We start from the raw sequence: 17,668 nt of genomic DNA, 5'->3' as shown, positions 1-17,668 counted from the left end.
CTGTCGCTTCGCTTTCGCACAGATAAAACATTTGTTGCTGTCGCTTCGCTTTCGCACAGATAAAACATTTGTTGCTGTCGCTTCGCTTTCGCACAGATAAAACATTTGTTGCTGTCGCTTCGCTTTCGCACAGAGCAGAGCTTCCTGGGGGCGTCCGATGAGCCGCTTGGGGCAACAGGATGTTGGTCACGAAGGCGTTATCACAGGACGTGATGACTTTAGCCTTCGTTCCCCTATATGCTCGCTCCAGGGTCTCGGACCAACACGATGTTGGTCACGTAGGCGTTATCACAGGATGTGATGGTTTTAGCCTTCGTTCCTCTATCGCTAATCCCCAAGGAGTCGCCCAGCCTCCACTCCAATCAACTTATTTACATAGTAGACGTTTTAACAAAAGTCATCCACAACTTTTGGTGATGAACCATAAAATTAAGTTCAATGAGCCGTTTTTTAATATAACTCCACTTCGGAAAGGTCAATATGTAACCTTTCTAAACTACTACCTGTTGATACTTTATGGTAATGGGGGCATTTTATCTTGTTATAGATACCCCAAAGAGTCTTTTGTATGTATATTTTTTAAAATAAAAAGCCAAGAAAACGAATTTGCTCTCTTGGCCTTCTATTGTAATTGCAATTAACGTTTTGCAATTTCTTGTTGTAATAATTTATTGACCATTGGTGGGTTCGCTTGACCTTTAGTAGCTTTCATAATTTGACCAACTAAGAAGCCGATAGCGCGATCCTTACCGTTTTTGAAGTCTTCGATTGATTGTGCATTGTTGTCTAGAACTTCTGTAACGATAGCAAGTAATGCACCTTCATCAGAAATTTGAACTAAACCTTTTGCTTTAACGATTTCTCCTGCAGAACCGCCTTTTTCTACTAATTCAGCAAATACTTTTTTACCGATCTTAGAAGAAATTGTACCGTCAGTGATTAATTTCACCATTTCTGCAAGGTTTTCTGGTGTTAATGCAGTATCTTTAAGGTCTTTTTGTTCTGCGTTTAGATAGGCAGAAACATCACCCATAAGCCAGTTTGCTGAAAGCTTTGCATCCGCATCTTTAGCTACCATTGCCTCGAAGAAGTCTGAGATTTCTTTTGAAATAACAAGAACTCCTGCATCATATGGTGTTAAGCCTAATTCTTCAACATAGCGTTTTTTACGAGCATCTGGTAGCTCTGGAATTTCTGATTTTACTCGTTCTAACCATTCATCATCGATTGATAGACGAACTAAGTCTGGCTCTGGGAAGTAACGATAATCATCTGTTCCTTCTTTCACACGCATAAGAATTGTTTTACCTGTTTTTTCATCGAAACGACGAGTTTCTTGATCAATTACCCCACCTGAAAGAAGGACATCAGCTTGGCGTAATTCTTCGTGCTCTAAACCACGGCGAACATAGTTGAAAGAGTTCAGGTTTTTAAGCTCTGTTTTCGTACCGAATTCTTCTTGACCGTATGGGCGGATTGAGATGTTGGCATCACAACGTAAAGATCCCTCTTCCATTTTACAGTCTGAAACATCTGCATATTGGATGATTGATTTTACTTTTTCAAGATACGCATACGCTTCGTTTGGTGTGCGAATATCTGGCTCAGAAACGATTTCTACAAGTGGTGTACCTTGACGGTTAAAGTCAACTAAAGAGTGGTCGCCACTGTGAGACAGTTTACCAGCATCTTCTTCCATATGAAGACGTGTAATACCAATACGTTTTGTATAACCATCTACTTCGATATCAACCCAGCCGTTTTTACCGATTGGCTTATCAAATTGAGAAATTTGATAAGCTTTCGGATTATCTGGATAGAAGTAGTTTTTACGGTCAAATTTTGTTTCTTGTTCGATTTCCATATTTAGTGCAAGTGCTGCACGCATTGCGAAATCTACAACATTTTTATTAAGTACAGGTAGGACACCAGGATAGCCTAGGTCGATAACTGTAGTATTTGTATTTGGTTCAGCACCAAAATGAGCTGGTGCTGGTGAGAAGATTTTTGAGTTCGTTTTTAACTCAACGTGTACTTCTAAACCAATGACTGTTTCAAAGTTCATGTTATTTTCCCTCCCAAATTTGAGGAACTTGTTTATGGAACTCCGTTGCTTGTTCAAAAGCATGAGCTACACGGTAAATTGTTGCTTCATCGAAATATTTACCGATAATTTGTAGGCCTAGTGGTAGACCATTTTCAATACCACATGGGATTGAGATGGCTGGCACACCAGCTAAGTTCATAGGAATCGTTAAAATATCATTTGCATACATCGTCATTGGATCATCGACGTTTTCACCAATTTTGAATGCTGGTGTTGGAGAAGTTGGTCCAATAATTACGTCAAAGTCTTCAAATACTTTGTCGTAGTCTGCTTTGATAAGTGTACGTGCTTGTTGAGCTTTTTTGTAGTAAGCATCATACGTACCTGCACTTAGCGAGTAAGTACCAAGCATGATACGACGTTTTACTTCATCGCCAAAGCCTTGTGCACGTGTTTCTTTATAAAGGTCCATCAAATTATTAACATTTTCTGCACGGAAACCATAACGGATCCCATCAAAACGAGAAAGGTTAGAAGACGCTTCAGAAGAAGAAAGAATATAGTATGCTGCAAGTGCGTATTTCGAATGAGGAAGTGATACTTCTTCTACTGTAGCACCTAAGCCTTTTAATACTTCTAATGCTTCAAGCACTGATTGTCGTGCTGCTTCGCCAACACCTTCACCAAGGAATTCTTTTGGCACAGCGATACGTAAGCCTTTTACGTCACCTGTAAGGGCTGCTGCGTAGTTTGGTACTTCTACGTCTGCAGAAGTTGAATCGTTTGCATCTAATCCTGCGATTGCTTCAAGTAAAAGGGCGTTATCTTCAACATTACGTGTAATTGGTCCGATTTGATCTAAAGAAGATGCAAATGCAACTAGACCAAAGCGAGATACACGACCATATGTAGGCTTCATCCCTACAACACCGCAATATGCTGCTGGTTGACGGATTGAACCACCTGTATCAGAACCAAGTGAGAATGGTACTTCACCTGCTGCTACTGCTGCTGCAGACGCACCTGAAGATCCACCTGGTACATGGTTTAAATTCCATGGATTTTTTGTTGTTTTATAGTACGAGTTTTCATTTGAAGAACCCATTGCAAACTCGTCCATGTTTAATTTACCGATAGTGACCATACCAGCTTCGCGTAGCTTTTTAACTACTGTTGCATCATAAATTGGCATAAAGCCTTCTAGAATTTTAGAAGCACAAGTTGTTTCTAAACCTTCTGTCACGATGTTGTCTTTAACACCGATAGGGAGACCAAAAAGTGGTCCACGCTCTTCAAATGGCACTTTATCCATTTCAGCTGCTTGTGCAGTTGCTTTTTCTTCGTTTGAAGCAAGGAAAGCTTGTACATCGCCGTCAAGCTTTGCCACACGTTCGTATGCTTCTTTTGTTAAATCAGCGATTGTTAGGTTACCCGCTTTAATGTCAGCTTGTAGCTCCTTTGCTGAACGTTCAAATAACGTCATGAGGAATCCTCCTATGTTTTAGTATTACATGATAGCTGGTACTTTTACTTGACCATCTTCTTGTTCTTTTACGTTTAACATCATTACTTCACGGTCTAAGCCTTTTGTTGCCACATCTTCACGCATTACGTTTACTAATGGTAAAACATGAGTTGTTGGTTCAACATTCGTTGTATCTAACTCGTTTAGTTGCTCTGCGAAGTCTGTAATTTTACCAAGCTGTTCAGCAAATTTCTCTGCTTCCTCTTCCGTAATTGCAAGACGTGCTAAATTTGCAACGTGTTTAACTTCTTCTTTTGTTAATTTTGCCATTTTTCACACCTCCGAATACTCACTCAATTCATTGTTTTTATCGATAACAATAGGGTTGAATAAAGTTAACCATGCAAGTAATCATAACATTTTTCATATTAAAAATCACAACTTTCACCAAAAATAAAGAAACTTTCACTACTATGACGAAGTGTTGTCTTTAGGGACTGCTTTTCGAGTCCTTCATATAGACTTCGCTTTTCAGGAGTAGGGCATGGGTTGTGTGCTGCGCTCTTGAGACAGGGAGGCTTTCCGTCGATTCGAAGACTTTATCCGTCGCTCTGACGAATCTTTCCGTCGCTTTCGCTTTTCTATCCGTCTCTTCGGCGGGACTATCCGTCGCTCTTGTTTCTTTCCGTCGATTCGAAGATTTTATCCGTCGCTCCGGGGTATCTTTCCGTCGCTTTCGCTTTTCTATCCGTCTCTTCGGTGGGGCTATCCGTCGCTCTTGTTTCTTTCCGTCGATTCGTAGACTTTATCCGTCGCCCTGACGAATCTATCCGTCGCTTTCGCTTTTCTATCCGTCTCTTCGGCGGGGCTTTCCGTCGCTCTTGTTTCTTTCCGTCGATTCGAAGACTTTATCCGTCGCTCTGACGAATCTTTCCGTCGCTTTCGCTTTTCTATCCGTCTCTTCGGCAGGGCTATCCGTCGCTCTTGTTTCTTTCCGTCGATTCGTAGACTTTATCCGTCGCCCTGACGAATCTATCCGTCGCTCTGACGAATCTTTCCGTCGCTTTCGCTTTTCTATCCGTCTCTTCGTCGGGACTATCCGTCGCACTTGTTTCTTTCCGTCGATTCGAAGACTTTATCCGTCGCTCTGACGAATCTTTCCGTCGCTTTCGCTTTTCTATCCGTCTCTTCGGCGGGACTATCCGTCGCTCTTGTTTCTTTCCGTCTTTTCGAAGACTTTATCCGTCGCTCTGACGAATCTTTCCGTCGCTTTCCCTTTTCTATCCGTCTCTTCGGCAGGGCTATCCGTCGCTCTTGTTTCTTTCCGTCGATTCGTAGACTTTATCCGTCGCTCCGGGTATCTATCCGTCGCTTTCACTCTAAAGAGTCTATCCAACACTCTGATTAATTCTTCCAACGAACTCATTTTTCTTCCCATAAAAAATATAGTCAGCGCGAGGCTGACTATATTTTAATAGATATGGACGTATGGTTCCTTTTCGCTGGCATTCTTTACGATCAATGCCTCTGGACCATTTATTGAGGTAATATTTACTTCAACATTGATGTTATCAAATTGATTGATCAAAACACCTGTTAAATATTGAGTAAAGCCTATTATTTCAGACTTGCCGTAGAATTGGATTGGCACTTCAATCGTTAGCTTTTGAATTTTTTTATCTTGATAGAAGCCTGTTCCTATTACACTAGTATAATTAGAAAAGTATTTATCTACATCTTGTTTAAAATTCTTAAAGTTATTGCTAACATCTCTGTATACATCCTGTGATTCACTCGTTGGGAATAATACATATTCTTCGTCGATACCTTTCCAATTAGCTACGTCGTTTTGTCCTGCTTTTGCTACGCCATAGCTAAAATACGTTCCTGGAATAATGTCATTGCGAGCTTTTTGTTTAAACAAGCCTACTACAATCGGTATATCTTTCAATTCATCACGAGTTCTTAGGCGGGATACAATTTCAGCGGCCATTTTCTTTCCTTGCTCAATGAGTTTTGCCTCCGGAATTGGTTGCTCATAGTACTCTCCATATTTTTCTTTTTGATAGTAATAAATAGAGTTTAAGGAAAGTCCTATCGAAATACCGCCTAATTTCACTTTATTATCACTAGTTTTTGTTAAATAATTTTGCTCAACAATATGTGATAAATAGATTGGGGCCTTAGTTGCACGTTCTTCTGCTGGCATTGAGTCCGTCGTTGGAGGATTTAAACCTTCCTTCGTTTGTGAACTACGTGCAAGCCAATCTGTCACTGTGCTTTCCGCTAAATATTGCCCCTCTTGGAAGAAGTAGTTTTCTGTGTCAAACTCATTTTGAGAAAGTCGCATTAAACCTGTTTCTACTTCCTTCATATCATATTTCGTAAAGATATTTGAAACTACTAATCCTCTGCTAGCACTTTGTTTATAAGGTGTTAGCGTTCTATAGTATGAATCATCAATCTGTATGCTTGGAATAATCGTTGTTTCCGCTTTTTCCTGTTGCGTCTCCTGTGTAAGCTCTGTTTCCTTCTTATTAGAAGGCACACAGCCGACTAGCATTGCAGCAGCGACAATTGCTGGAATGAGTCGAAATGACTTCATTATTTTTATACTCCTTTACTGTAAACCAAATTCTGCTCGACGAATTGTTCATACCCTACCTATGGGCAGAAAGAGACATATATATAATGCCTCTATTCTCCACCAAGTGGGTATGACTTCATCATACTTTACTATAATATTTGGCTCATCACCATAACGTGTGGTTGATTTCTGTTCCGACTGGGCGCTTTGTAGCTGCTGCTTTGCTTTCGCTACAGAAAACATTTGTTGTTGCTGACGCTTCGCTTTCGCACAGAAAACATCCGCTAGCGCTGCAGGGTCTCGGGCCAAACACGATGTTGGTCACGAAGGCGTTATCACAGGACGTGATGATTTTAGCCTTCGTTCCTCTATTGCTGATCCCCAAGGAGTCGCCCAGTCTCCACTCCAATCAACTTATATAAAGTATACATTTTAACAAATGTCATCCACAACTTTTGGTGACGAGTCTGATATTTCCCATTATTTTACGAGGTTAAGCTGTTCGATCAGGCTATCTTCATTCCAAACTTCAATACCTAATTGCTCGGCTTTTGCTAGTTTAGAACCCGCATCTGCTCCTGCAATGACAAGATCAGTTTTTTTGCTGACACTGCCTGAAACAATACCACCTAACTCTTCTATTTTCGCCTTTGCTTCGTTACGTGTCAATTGCTCAAGTTTACCAGTTAATACGATTGTTTTGCCCGCAAAAGGATTATCCCCAACAGCTACTTCTATCTTTTTACCTTTATATGTCATATTGACACCTACTTCAGCAAGGCGTCCAATGACTGCACGTGCATCCTCATTTGAAAAATACTCGACAAGCGATGAAGCCATTTTATCGCCAATTTCATGAATCGCCACTAGTTGCTCCTCTGTTGCTGCCATCACTGCTTCCATCGTTTCAAACTCCTCTGAAACAATTTTTGCTGCTTTTTCGCCAACATGTCGTATCCCTAATCCAATTAGTAAACGCTCCATCGAATTTTCTTTGGAAGCCTGAATAGCACTCACTAAATTCGTCGCTGATTTTTCTCCCATACGCTCAAGCCCGACAAGCTGTTCTACAGTTAAGTGATACAGATCAGAAATATCATGAATTAAATCTGCACGTAATAATTGCTCAACGACTTTATCACCAAGACCGTCAATATTCATAGCATTACGCGATACGAAATATTTAATGCTCTCCGCAATTTGTGCAAAACATGCCGGATTTACACAGCGTAATGCCACTTCTCCTTCGATACGAATAAGCTCGCTATCACAAACTGGACAACTTTCAGGCATTACATATGGCACTGAGTCCTCAGGGCGCTGTTCTAGTATTACACCTACAACTTGAGGAATAATATCTCCAGCTTTTCGGATAATGACTGAATCACCTAGTCGAATATCTTTTTCTCGAATTAAATCCTCATTGTGTAATGACGCACGTTGAACTGTCGTACCTGCCACTTGAACAGGCGATAAAATAGCAGTTGGTGTAACAACACCTGTACGACCAACCGTTAAATCAATATCAAGTAATGTTGTCACTACTTCCTCAGCAGGGAATTTGTAAGCAATTGCCCAACGTGGACTCTTTGCTGTATAACCAAGCTCATCCTGTTGCGCATAGCGATCCACCTTAATAACAATACCGTCAATTTCATAGGCTAAATTCGGACGATTTTCAGTCCATTTTTCGATAAAGGCTAGTACATCTTCAATTGTTGAGCAGCGTTGACGCTCTTTGTTTGATGGGAAGCCTAGTCCTTCTAAATAATCGAGCATCTCTGCATGACCGTCAATACCGTATGCCTCGCCATCTCCCCCAATTGCATAAATAAAGGTTGATAGTTGACGACTCGCTGCTATTTTAGGATCTAACTGGCGTAAAGAGCCGGCAGCTGCATTTCGTGGATTAGCGAATAATTCCTCTCCATTTTCAGCACGTAGGGTATTTAATTTTTCAAATGATTTTTTAGGCATATATGCCTCACCACGTACTTCAATTGTAAGTGGTTCCTTCAATCGAAGAGGTATTGCTCGAATCGTTTTTAAATTTGCTGTAATATCTTCCCCTACAACACCGTCTCCTCGCGTTGCTCCTTGTACAAAAACGCCATTTTCGTATTTTAATGAAATGGCAAGACCATCAATTTTCAGCTCGCAAACATAGGAAAAGTTATCACCGATTGCTTGACGTACTTTACGGTCAAATTCACGTAAGTCTTCTTCATTAAAAGCGTTTGATAGACTTAGCATCGGGTAATCGTGAGTCACCTTCTTAAAGCCTTCTACCACTGCCCCGCCTACACGCTGCGTAGGTGAATCTAGGTAAATAAGTGACGGATTCGCTTCCTCTAATGCAATAAGCTCATGTAATAATTGGTCATAAACACTATCTGCTACGACAGGTTTATCCAACACGTAATAGGCATGACCGTATTCGTGTAATAATTTATTTAACTCCACAACGCGCTGTTCAATTTCGTTCATTTAAGTTCCTCCGCTTACCCTTTTTCAATAGGTGCAAATTGTGCTAGTAATCGCTTAATACCAATAGGTTGTGGAAAGGCAATATCTAGCTCTGTACTATCACCCTCACCTTTTACACTAACAACCATACCTGTTCCCCATTTTTTATGGATCGCTTTGTCTCCAGCCTTCCAGCCAAATTGGTCTCCACCGGTTGTTTGTAAACGAGCAGTTGCAGGCTGTGTTTTCTGAACCGCTCCAAGAGTACGTTTTTGATAGCCGCCTGCTGAACGATTACTAGAGGCAAACGGAACTTCAGGCTTCGAACCACCTTTGGAAATTGATTCTGTAATATCTTCCGAAATTTCACTTAAGAAACGCGACACATTGTTGTAACTAGAACGACCAAAAATCGTACGACTTTGCGCACTCGTTAAATATAAGCGTTCCTCTGCACGTGTCACGCCGACATACATTAATCGTCTTTCTTCTTCCATTTCATCCATATCATCAAGTGAACGGGAATGCGGGAAGATATTTTCCTCCATTCCAATGATAAAGACAATAGGGAATTCTAAGCCCTTTGCAGCATGCATTGTCATTAAAATAATGTTGCCCTTCGATGTGTCATCTTTATCAAGTGCATCAATATCTGCAATTAGCGCTAAATCAGTTAAAAAGGCAATTAAGCTTTTATCATCACTACGCTCTTCAAAAGCCTTTGTTACTGATAAAAACTCTTCAATATTTTCTAAGCGGCTTTCCGCTTCAATCGTCTTTTCATTTTGTAGCATTGCTCGATAACCAGATTTGTCAATGACCTGCTCTACAATTTCTGTCACCGATAAATATTCTTGCATCTCTGTAAAGCCTTTAATCATTGCATAAAATTGCTCAGCTGAATTAGCAGCCTTCCCTGAAAGACCCATGAATACAAGATCATTCATGGCATCAAAAATAGAGCGCTCCTGTTCAATCGCATAGCGCGCCATTTTTTCAAAGGAAGTTGCACCGATACTACGCTTTGGCTCATTAATAACACGTGCGAGTGATAAATCATCATCATTATTGGCAATAAGGCGTAAGTAGGCAAGTAAATCCTTAATCTCTTTACGATCATAGAACTTAGTACCACCAACTATTTGATAAGCCATATTGGACTTAACAAGCACTTCCTCCATCACACGGGACTGAGCATTTGTACGATATAGTATCGCAAAGTCATCAAACGTACGATTTTCTTTTTGAATAAGCTGTTGAATTGTTTGTACAACGAATTGCGCTTCCTCTTGCTCGTTATACGATTTGTACAACACGATTTTTTCACCCTCTGCATTTTCTGTACGCAGTTCTTTTGGATAACGTGTTGTATTATTTTGAATGACGTCATTTGCCGCTTGTAGGATGCGTTTTGTTGAACGATAATTTTGCTCAAGCATAATGGCCTTAGCATTTGGATAATCCTTTTCGAATGAAAGAATATTACCAATATCCGCACCACGCCAACGATAAATCGATTGGTCTGAATCACCTACAACACAAATATTTTTAAATTTCTTGGCAAGCAACTGAACGAGTAAATATTGGGATTTATTCGTATCTTGATATTCATCTACATGAATATATTGGAATTTGTTTTGATAGTATTCAAGCACTTCTGGTACACGATTGAATAATGTAATAGTTGTCATAATTAAATCATCAAAATCGAGTGATTGATTGCGACGTAATCTTTTTTCATAACCTTTATAAACACGTGCAATCGTTTTTTCGTAAGGATTATTTTCATTTATTTGACCTGCATAATCGTCCGCATTTTTACATTCGTTTTTTGCTGAACTAATCGCATTTAAAATCGCACGAGGTTCAAAACGCTTAGTATCAATATTTTCATCCTTCATAACATTTTTAATAACTGATAGCTGATCAGTAGAATCTAAAATTGAAAAGTTACGTGATATTCCAAGCTGATCGATATTACGTCGTAAAATACGCACACACATTGAGTGGAATGTCGATACCCACATACTATCGCCAGTTCCGTTACCTAGTATGCCATCTATACGCTCACGCATTTCACGTGCAGCTTTATTTGTAAATGTAATTGCTAAAATCTTTGATGGGTATACTTCTTTTTCAATTACTAAGTATGCTATACGATGTGTCAATACACGTGTCTTCCCTGATCCAGCACCCGCCATAATTAGAAGCGGTCCCTCAGTTGTTTTAACCGCATTTTCCTGCTCAGGATTCATACCTGCTAATAAGTTTTTCGTTAACTGCTCCATTCCGCACCGCCTTACAAACATTTGTTCTTACATTATATATTATTTTTTACAGCCTTAACAGTCGCAAGTGCAGCTTTTAAATCTTCGTAAATAATATTACCAACTACTACTGTATCTGCATATTTTGCCATTTCTGCTGCTTGCTTAGCAGATGTAATACCGCCACCGTAAAACAGTCGCGTATTTTTCAGTTCATTTTTCACAGCACTTACAACCTCAATATCCCCATAAGTACCGCTATACTCTACATAAAATACAGGTAGTCTAAAGAAATTTTCAGCCATACGTGCGTAGGCAACAACATCATCAATAGATAAATCAGTTTTCGCATTCGTTACTTCCGCTACTTTACAATTCGGGTTTAAAATACAATAACCTTCAGCGACTAGTTCATCCCATACCATAATATCTCCATATTCTTTAATGGCTTCATGGTGTAAATTTTTAATCCACTTTGGATCGTCACTATTCAACACAGTTGGAATGAAATAATAGTCATAACCTGGTGTTACTGAATCAATCGCAGAAATTTCAAGCGCTATTGGTACTTCAAAGCGTCTTACACGAACAAGTAAATCTAATACACCATCTAAAGTTACACCGTCTGTTCCGCCAACTATAATAACATCTGTACCTGATTCACAAATTTTTTCTAGTGCCTCATCTGAAATATCTTTAGCTGGGTCTAGCTTGAACACATGTCTCCATTCTAAATAATCCATCTATTTTACCACCTATCATTTTCTATCTATTCGTTTACAAGTATAGCTTATGACTGTCTACAAAAAAATGAAAAAGACTGGGTAAAAACTCTACCCAGCCCCTTTACCTACTATTCTTTTGGTGCTTGAAACGGCTTTTCATCTGGATACAAACGACCTAACATTTCATCATATGTATCATTCCCGTAATCAAAGCAACGACGTACACGCGAAATAGTTGCTGTACTTGCACCTGTTTCCTTTTTAATGGATTCGTAGGTTTTCTTTAAACGTAGTAAATGCGCAACCTCAAAGCGTTGTGCCAGCGATTGAATTTCACTAATCGTACATAAATCATCAAAAAATTTATAGCATTCTTCGATGTCTTTCAGCTCTAACACTGCTTTAAATAATTGATCTGTTTGATGCCCTCGAATTTTTTCGATTTGCATGCAATCTTCCTCCCTTTAAGGCTGCGTTTTCACCATTGCTTGTAACCCTGGTGAAGTTGGTACGAAATGAATCCAAGACTTCCCTGGTACTAACTTCACAAGCTCCCCAGACTCTTCTACAGCCATTGGTATTCCATCAATATTAGCCCATTTGACTTCTCTCATATAGCCATTTTGAAATACATACGCATTTCCACCAGAAGTTAAATCAATATCTTGGCGCCCCTCATTATCAATCGTTCGATGTTTCATTTCAAAAAATAGAACATTTGAAAATGATAATGTATCGCCTGTTAACATATCCTTTGTGTCAACGCCAGCCGATTGTCGTCCATAACGATTACTTTGCTTATCATACAAATACGAATTATGGAAATACTCACTATTTCCGTAGTAAATGTCCACTCGACTTGTTTCATTGCCTATTTTACCACGTTCATCGGGTTCATAAAAAGCCTCATGTACTTTTTCATGGTAACTCATTGAAGCGCCCACTTTTTCCGCTCCATTTACTATATTTTCAGACGTAATATACGAGTTGTGTGGAGCAACACGGTCTTTTGAACGCTTAAAAAGTGTGCCATCATAATCCATACCATTTATATTGTCGACTACATTATTAGTAAGCATCGATTTTGCCTCTGGGCTATAACCATGTGCTACGTAAAATGCACCATAGCTTTTTGCAAGATCAACAAAATAAGATCGAGCACTACGAACAGGCCCTACATTTTCTGGCAGTTCACTTTGATAAACTGCTAATAAACGCGTAACATTGCCTTCTGCCAGCATTTCATAAATGATATCTGCCGCTTCTATTCCTGATTGTGGACGTGCTTTCGGGTGATTATTAACGGTAACAATAATTGGACGTTGTGTAATTTCTTCCTTCACAGCTTCACCTGTTAACGGAGCAACAAACGCTCCTTCTTGAACAGGCTCTTCAATAGCAGTTCCATCGTCAACCTTGCTCGTATCATCTTTCTTCACTTCCGACGAATCTTTTGAACATCCTCCTATCAATAAGGTGCTAAAAGCCATTGCGATAAATAGTTTCTTCGATTTGAACACAAGCATTACTCTCCTTTTATCAATTACATCTACCATAGGGAAACTTCAATTAACGCATCACTGCTGGTAATAATAACTTATTCTTCATAACATCAAAAATCCCTTTTGGCGTTATACGGATATATGGTAAATGTGTCGATTGTAAGAATAGTAAAGAATAAATTGCGTCTCCTAAGTGGTAACCACGTTCTGCTAATGCTTGCTTTAAGAACTTCTCTTTTTCTGCTAGTTCCTTCACATCTCCATCATATAAAAGACCGCCAATTGTTAAAGGAACGGTAGCAATTACTTCACCTTTTTCAACAAGGACAATACCACCACGCATTGCCTTCATTTCCTCAAAGGCTTTGATCATATCGTCTTTATTTTTTCCGATCAGTAAAATATCGCCTGTATTCGAATAAGATGAGGCAAACCCTTGAACACTAGTAGCAAAACCTTTAATCATCGTGTTAACATGCCAATTGCCATCTCTATTCATAAGCATTAAATAACATTCATCATGATCTGCAAGCTGCCCTTCTCTAGTAATTAATGAGTTATATGGTTTCGTAATAACATCATTTACTAACTCAATTCCAAACGGCATCGAGAATTGAAAATCATGAGATGTTAATGAAAAATCTAAGTCAAATGCAGGTAACGCTGAATAATCAATTTCAGCAAGTTTTTGCACTTGTTCTCCATTGCGTTTTAACCAAACACCCTTCGAAAGTACGCTCTCAGGAACTGGATGCCATTCATCTTGTAAAATATTTAGGGAGGCAAATCGACCTGTTGCGATAAAGCCATGTAAGTTGGACATATTATAATAACGTGCCACATTATAGGAAGCCATTTGATAAGCATCTATTGGCGCTACACCTGCATCTAAAGCTACTTGAATACATTTATCCATTACACCATCCTCATGAAAAGAAGGTGGTGAACCATCTGTTGTCATCATTAAATGATCAAAAATAGGTAGTTCTTTTTCAACTATTCCCTTTAATAGATCTGGTAGGTCTGGACGTATTGAAGAATGACGTAGCGTTACAGCATATCCTTGCATAATACGTCGTTCTACTTCTTCCACTGTCATAGCTTCATGATCACCATCTGCACCAAGTAGCTTCATACGTGCTAAAGTTCGTTCAGATGCACCAGGGAAATGCCCTTCTATTTTTTTCCCGTAGCCCTTAGCCATTTGCATGCGATAGAGCATTTGGTCATCACCATGTAACAACCTTGGCCAGCCCGTTAATTCTCCTCCAAGTAAAACATCATCTCGTTCCAACCATTCTAAAATGGACGTATTAGAAAAAATCTCTTCCTCCTGTTCCATTTCAGTTTGCGAATCAAAACGAGTCCACCAATAAAATGAAAACGGTAGCTTTTTCAAATCATCCAGTATTGAAAACGCTTTCTTATTTTCTAAAGATAAAACGAAGCTTAAATTATCTGAAATAAAAGCTGTAGTTCCAAGTTGTCCACAAAAATCTGCAAAAGATTGCGGATGGTATAACTGGAACGGATGAACATGCGGCTCAATATATCCTGGTACAATGGTTTTATTCATACAATCGACCACTTCGGTCCCTTCTAATAACGGAGGCATTCTATCACCAGCATAGACAATACGATCTCCTAAAATCCAAATGTTCCCTACTATCCATTGTTTGAGCATGCTATGTAAATAACGTGCATTTTTTAATACAATATCCGGTGCTTTTTTTCCATCAATTACAGCTAATTGTTGACGTAATTCTGTAATTTTCCATACTGGATCCATTCTATTCGCCCCTTCCTAAATTACGTAAAATTTCATTGTGTAAATCCTACGCGAAATCACATACTACTACTGCATAAACGCTTTTTGTCATAAAATTAATGCTTTATGCAATCATCTTGTTTCAATCGTAACACAGCACTTTCATAAAACAAAGTGCACCCCGCTTTATTTTTTCCACAATGACTAAAGGAGGAAATATTATGATGCAAGAATCGAATTTAAGCGAAAAAAATGCCTTTTGTCGCTTTGCCATGGGTGTAAGTTTAACGGCATTTGGTATCGCTAAAGTCTCAAGAAATCCTGAATGTACGAAAGGTCGATTGATGATTGCATTTGGTGCCTTTAAAATGGCTGAGGGTATCTTTAAGTATTGCCCAACGAAAGCTTTACTGTGCTCTACTATGGAGAGCTCTATGAGCAACAGCAACAATAGCACCGGCAACTCTTCTATGCAAAGTATGTTCAGCGGCCAAAATTCTATGTCATCTGAACAAATCGGTAAACTCATGAAGGATTTCTCCTCTGTTATATCTGGAAATACGTCAGGATCAAATGCAACTGCATCAAAGCAATCTGACTCCAGCACTTCAAATCAAAATTCCTCAGAAAGTAAAAATTCTACAAATAAAGCTCAAAATCCTTCTTAGTCAAAGGAGCCGTCTCAACTGTACAGTTGAGACGGCTTTCACCCTTTTTAATCCTACGTTTGAAAACAATAAGAAGTTTCATTGAATGATTAAAATATTTAATTTCAAGTGTGTTGTTTAACCATTCTTATCCGTCCTAATTAATTAGAAGGCTCTGATTTCCGCTACGGGCTACTCGCTTTCCTGCGGGCGAGCGACGAGCCGCTTCCTCCGCTGCGCTCCGTGCAGGGTCTCGTCTGTCTCGCTTTCCCGCGGGAGTCGAGTAGCCCTCCGCTACAATCAGTTAAAATGGGCATACTTTGCAAAATATCAACAAAAAAATCCTTTTATCACTCAATAATAAACCTATATTTCCCTAATCAACACGCTTGATATATTTTACTAATCATTTAGTAGATCGCAACGGAAAAACAGCTTCTTCCAATTAGATTTATACTAAAAGTTTGAGACGACATTTATTAAAACATATGCTTTGTATATAAGTTGATTGGAGTGGAGACTGGGCGACTCCTTGGGGATCAGCGGATAGAGGAACGAAGGCTAAAACCATCACGTCCTGTGATAACGCCTTCGTGACCAACATCGTGTTGGCCCGAGACCCTGGAGCGAGCATATAGGGGAACGAAGGCTAAAGTCATCACGTCCTGTGATAACGCCTTCGTGACCAACATCCTGTTGCCCCAAGCGGCTCATCGGACGCCCCCAGGAAGCTTTGCTCTGTGCGAAAGCGTAGTGCTAACGTAGCGGCAGCAACAAAGCGCCCAGTCGGAACGGAAATCAACCCCACGCTATAGTGATAAGCTTAAGTAAAATGAAAACAAATTTTATCGGGCAATTATAACTCTATAGTTACACAACTATTATTTAAATGTGCGCCAACCGATATCTTTGCGGTAGAAGAAATTGTTCCATTTTTCAGTTGCAATACCTGCGTATACTTTTTCTTGTGCTTCTTTTAAAGTAGATGCCTTTGCTCCTACTAATAAAACTCGGCCACCGTTACCAATAAAGTTTTCATCTACAGACTTTGTACCCGCATGGAATACCGCGTGTGAAGCTGATAGAGCCTCTAGGTTAGGTAATGCATTTCCTTTTTCAACGTCCCCTGGATAACCTTCAGCAGCAATTACTACGCCTAGCATTGCTTCTTCGGACCATTGCAGATCAAATGGCTTTTCATCCATCAAGGCTGTCATAAATGCACCAAAATCAGATGTCATACGTGGTAAAACTACTTGCGTTTCAGGATCTCCAAAGCGTGCATTAAACTCAATCACTTTTGGACCATTTTTCGTTAAAATCAAACCTGCATATAAAATCCCTGTAAACGATTCACCATCTGCCTCCATACCTTTCACGGTCGGTTCAACAACCGTCTTAAATGCATCATCCACTACTTCTTGCGAGATTTGAGGTACTGGTGAATAGGCTCCCATACCACCTGTATTTGGTCCTTTATCGCCATCATAAGCACGTTTATGGTCTTGAGCAATCACCATTGGATAAATCTGACCTTTATGGACAAATGACATAAAGGAGAATTCTTCCCCATCTAGGAATTCTTCAATGACAACACGAGAAGAGGATTCACCAAAACGTTGGTTCCCAATCATATCTTCTACTGCTTCAATTGCTTCGTCTTCTGTCATTGCGACAACTACACCTTTACCAGCTGCTAACCCATCTGCTTTGATAACGATTGGTGCACCTTGCTCTTTAATATAGGCTATAGCCTTTGCAGCTTCAGTAAACGTTTCATGGGCTGCTGTTGGGATATTATATTTATTCATAATATCTTTCGCGTACGATTTACTGCTTTCGATTTGTGCTGCTGCCTTTGTTGGACCAAATGCTCGTAAGCCACGGGCAGTAAAGAAATCAACGATGCCTTCAGCAAGTGGTTGCTCAGGTCCTACAAAGGTTAAATCTACTGCATTTTCTTTTGCAAATTGTGCAAGACCTGCAAAATCCATAGTATCAATAGCAACGATTTCCGCATCGCCCCTCATGCCATCATTACCAGGTGCTACAAATACTTTATTAACAGATGGTGAAATACTAAATTGTTTGGCGATAGCATGTTCTCGACCGCCGCTTCCAATGACTAATACTTTCATTTTAGGGAATCCTCCTCTTTGTGCGTAAGACCGAGATGTTGCCATCTCGGTCTAGT

At 39.7% G+C, this 17,668-nt stretch carries 13 protein-coding genes; 1 reads left to right on the top strand and 12 read right to left on the bottom strand.

What is annotated here, in order from left to right; genetic code table 11:
- Positions 1–637: 637 nt before the first annotated feature.
- The 10 genes from gatB to ACIQ7T_RS15310 all read right to left on the bottom strand — a co-directional run bounded on the left by gatB (position 638) and on the right by ACIQ7T_RS15310 (position 14,848).
- Positions 638–2,065 (bottom strand): Asp-tRNA(Asn)/Glu-tRNA(Gln) amidotransferase subunit GatB, encoded by a 1,428-nt coding sequence (gatB, locus tag ACIQ7T_RS15355; protein ID WP_370079195.1) that lies wholly within the window; start codon positions 2,063–2,065, stop codon positions 638–640.
- A gap of 1 nt (position 2,066) precedes the next feature.
- Positions 2,067–3,530, bottom strand: coding sequence for an Asp-tRNA(Asn)/Glu-tRNA(Gln) amidotransferase subunit GatA (gene gatA / locus ACIQ7T_RS15350; RefSeq protein WP_370079193.1), 1,464 nt, complete (start codon positions 3,528–3,530; stop codon positions 2,067–2,069).
- A 24-nt stretch (positions 3,531–3,554) separates the two neighbouring features.
- Complete coding sequence (gatC, locus tag ACIQ7T_RS15345) at positions 3,555–3,842, bottom strand: Asp-tRNA(Asn)/Glu-tRNA(Gln) amidotransferase subunit GatC (protein WP_010857153.1); 288 nt, start codon at positions 3,840–3,842, stop codon at positions 3,555–3,557.
- Between the two features lie 1,141 nt (positions 3,843–4,983).
- Complete coding sequence (locus tag ACIQ7T_RS15340; protein ID WP_370079189.1) at positions 4,984–6,117, bottom strand: CamS family sex pheromone protein; 1,134 nt, start codon at positions 6,115–6,117, stop codon at positions 4,984–4,986.
- Between the two features lie 462 nt (positions 6,118–6,579).
- Positions 6,580–8,586 (bottom strand): NAD-dependent DNA ligase LigA, encoded by a 2,007-nt coding sequence (gene ligA / locus ACIQ7T_RS15335; protein WP_370079187.1) that lies wholly within the window; start codon positions 8,584–8,586, stop codon positions 6,580–6,582.
- A gap of 14 nt (positions 8,587–8,600) precedes the next feature.
- Positions 8,601–10,853, bottom strand: a complete 2,253-nt coding sequence (gene pcrA, locus ACIQ7T_RS15330) for a DNA helicase PcrA (protein ID WP_370079185.1) — start codon at positions 10,851–10,853, stop codon at positions 8,601–8,603.
- A gap of 32 nt (positions 10,854–10,885) precedes the next feature.
- The gene (pcrB, locus tag ACIQ7T_RS15325) at positions 10,886–11,575 is read right to left on the bottom strand and encodes a heptaprenylglyceryl phosphate synthase (protein ID WP_370079183.1); all 690 of its coding nucleotides are present in this window, start codon (positions 11,573–11,575) and stop codon (positions 10,886–10,888) included.
- A gap of 110 nt (positions 11,576–11,685) precedes the next feature.
- Complete coding sequence (locus ACIQ7T_RS15320) at positions 11,686–12,006, bottom strand: YerC/YecD family TrpR-related protein (RefSeq protein WP_004225717.1); 321 nt, start codon at positions 12,004–12,006, stop codon at positions 11,686–11,688.
- Positions 12,007–12,021: 15 nt separating this feature from the next.
- The gene (locus tag ACIQ7T_RS15315) at positions 12,022–13,077 is read right to left on the bottom strand and encodes a DUF3048 domain-containing protein (protein ID WP_370079181.1); all 1,056 of its coding nucleotides are present in this window, start codon (positions 13,075–13,077) and stop codon (positions 12,022–12,024) included.
- Between the two features lie 49 nt (positions 13,078–13,126).
- Positions 13,127–14,848: an adenine deaminase C-terminal domain-containing protein gene (locus tag ACIQ7T_RS15310; protein ID WP_370079179.1), complete on the bottom strand. Its 1,722-nt coding sequence runs from the start codon at positions 14,846–14,848 to the stop codon at positions 13,127–13,129.
- Positions 14,849–15,048: 200 nt separating this feature from the next.
- Between ACIQ7T_RS15310 and ACIQ7T_RS15305 the strand changes: the two genes are divergently transcribed.
- Positions 15,049–15,495: a hypothetical protein gene (locus ACIQ7T_RS15305; protein WP_370079177.1), complete on the top strand. Its 447-nt coding sequence runs from the start codon at positions 15,049–15,051 to the stop codon at positions 15,493–15,495.
- A gap of 518 nt (positions 15,496–16,013) precedes the next feature.
- On the opposite strand, the gene ACIQ7T_RS15300 is transcribed toward ACIQ7T_RS15305, so the two are convergent.
- Positions 16,014–16,166, bottom strand: coding sequence for a hypothetical protein (locus ACIQ7T_RS15300; protein WP_402871342.1), 153 nt, complete (start codon positions 16,164–16,166; stop codon positions 16,014–16,016).
- Positions 16,167–16,355: 189 nt separating this feature from the next.
- Positions 16,356–17,612 carry a phosphoribosylamine--glycine ligase gene (gene purD, locus ACIQ7T_RS15295; RefSeq protein WP_402871340.1) on the bottom strand — a complete coding sequence of 419 codons (1,257 nt, stop codon included), beginning with the start codon at positions 17,610–17,612 and terminating at the stop codon, positions 16,356–16,358.
- Positions 17,613–17,668: the final 56 nt, after the last annotated feature.

Origin of the sequence: Lysinibacillus sp. NPDC096212 (genome assembly GCF_044763105.1) — a bacterium.
In the GTDB taxonomy this organism is placed as follows: Bacteria; Bacillota; Bacilli; order Bacillales_A; family Planococcaceae; genus Lysinibacillus.
Note: the sequence above shows the minus strand (reverse complement) of the source record. Positions and strands in the feature narration are given on the sequence as shown.

What these genes read in the sequence shown, in the direction of transcription:
- purD (WP_402871340.1), bottom strand. Translation starts at nt 17,612, where the DNA reads ATGAAAGTATTAGTCATTGGAAGCGGCGGTCGAGAACATGCTATCGCC.
- gatC (WP_010857153.1), bottom strand. Translation starts at nt 3,842, where the DNA reads ATGGCAAAATTAACAAAAGAAGAAGTTAAACACGTTGCAAATTTAGCA.
- ACIQ7T_RS15310 (WP_370079179.1), bottom strand. Translation starts at nt 14,848, where the DNA reads ATGGATCCAGTATGGAAAATTACAGAATTACGTCAACAATTAGCTGTA.
- pcrA (WP_370079185.1), bottom strand. Translation starts at nt 10,853, where the DNA reads ATGGAGCAGTTAACGAAAAACTTATTAGCAGGTATGAATCCTGAGCAG.
- ACIQ7T_RS15320 (WP_004225717.1), bottom strand. Translation starts at nt 12,006, where the DNA reads ATGCAAATCGAAAAAATTCGAGGGCATCAAACAGATCAATTATTTAAA.
- gatB (WP_370079195.1), bottom strand. Translation starts at nt 2,065, where the DNA reads ATGAACTTTGAAACAGTCATTGGTTTAGAAGTACACGTTGAGTTAAAA.
- gatA (WP_370079193.1), bottom strand. Translation starts at nt 3,530, where the DNA reads ATGACGTTATTTGAACGTTCAGCAAAGGAGCTACAAGCTGACATTAAA.
- ACIQ7T_RS15340 (WP_370079189.1), bottom strand. Translation starts at nt 6,117, where the DNA reads ATGAAGTCATTTCGACTCATTCCAGCAATTGTCGCTGCTGCAATGCTA.
- ligA (WP_370079187.1), bottom strand. Translation starts at nt 8,586, where the DNA reads ATGAACGAAATTGAACAGCGCGTTGTGGAGTTAAATAAATTATTACAC.
- ACIQ7T_RS15305 (WP_370079177.1), top strand. Translation starts at nt 15,049, where the DNA reads ATGATGCAAGAATCGAATTTAAGCGAAAAAAATGCCTTTTGTCGCTTT.
- ACIQ7T_RS15300 (WP_402871342.1), bottom strand. Translation starts at nt 16,166, where the DNA reads ATGTTGGTCACGAAGGCGTTATCACAGGACGTGATGACTTTAGCCTTC.
- pcrB (WP_370079183.1), bottom strand. Translation starts at nt 11,575, where the DNA reads ATGGATTATTTAGAATGGAGACATGTGTTCAAGCTAGACCCAGCTAAA.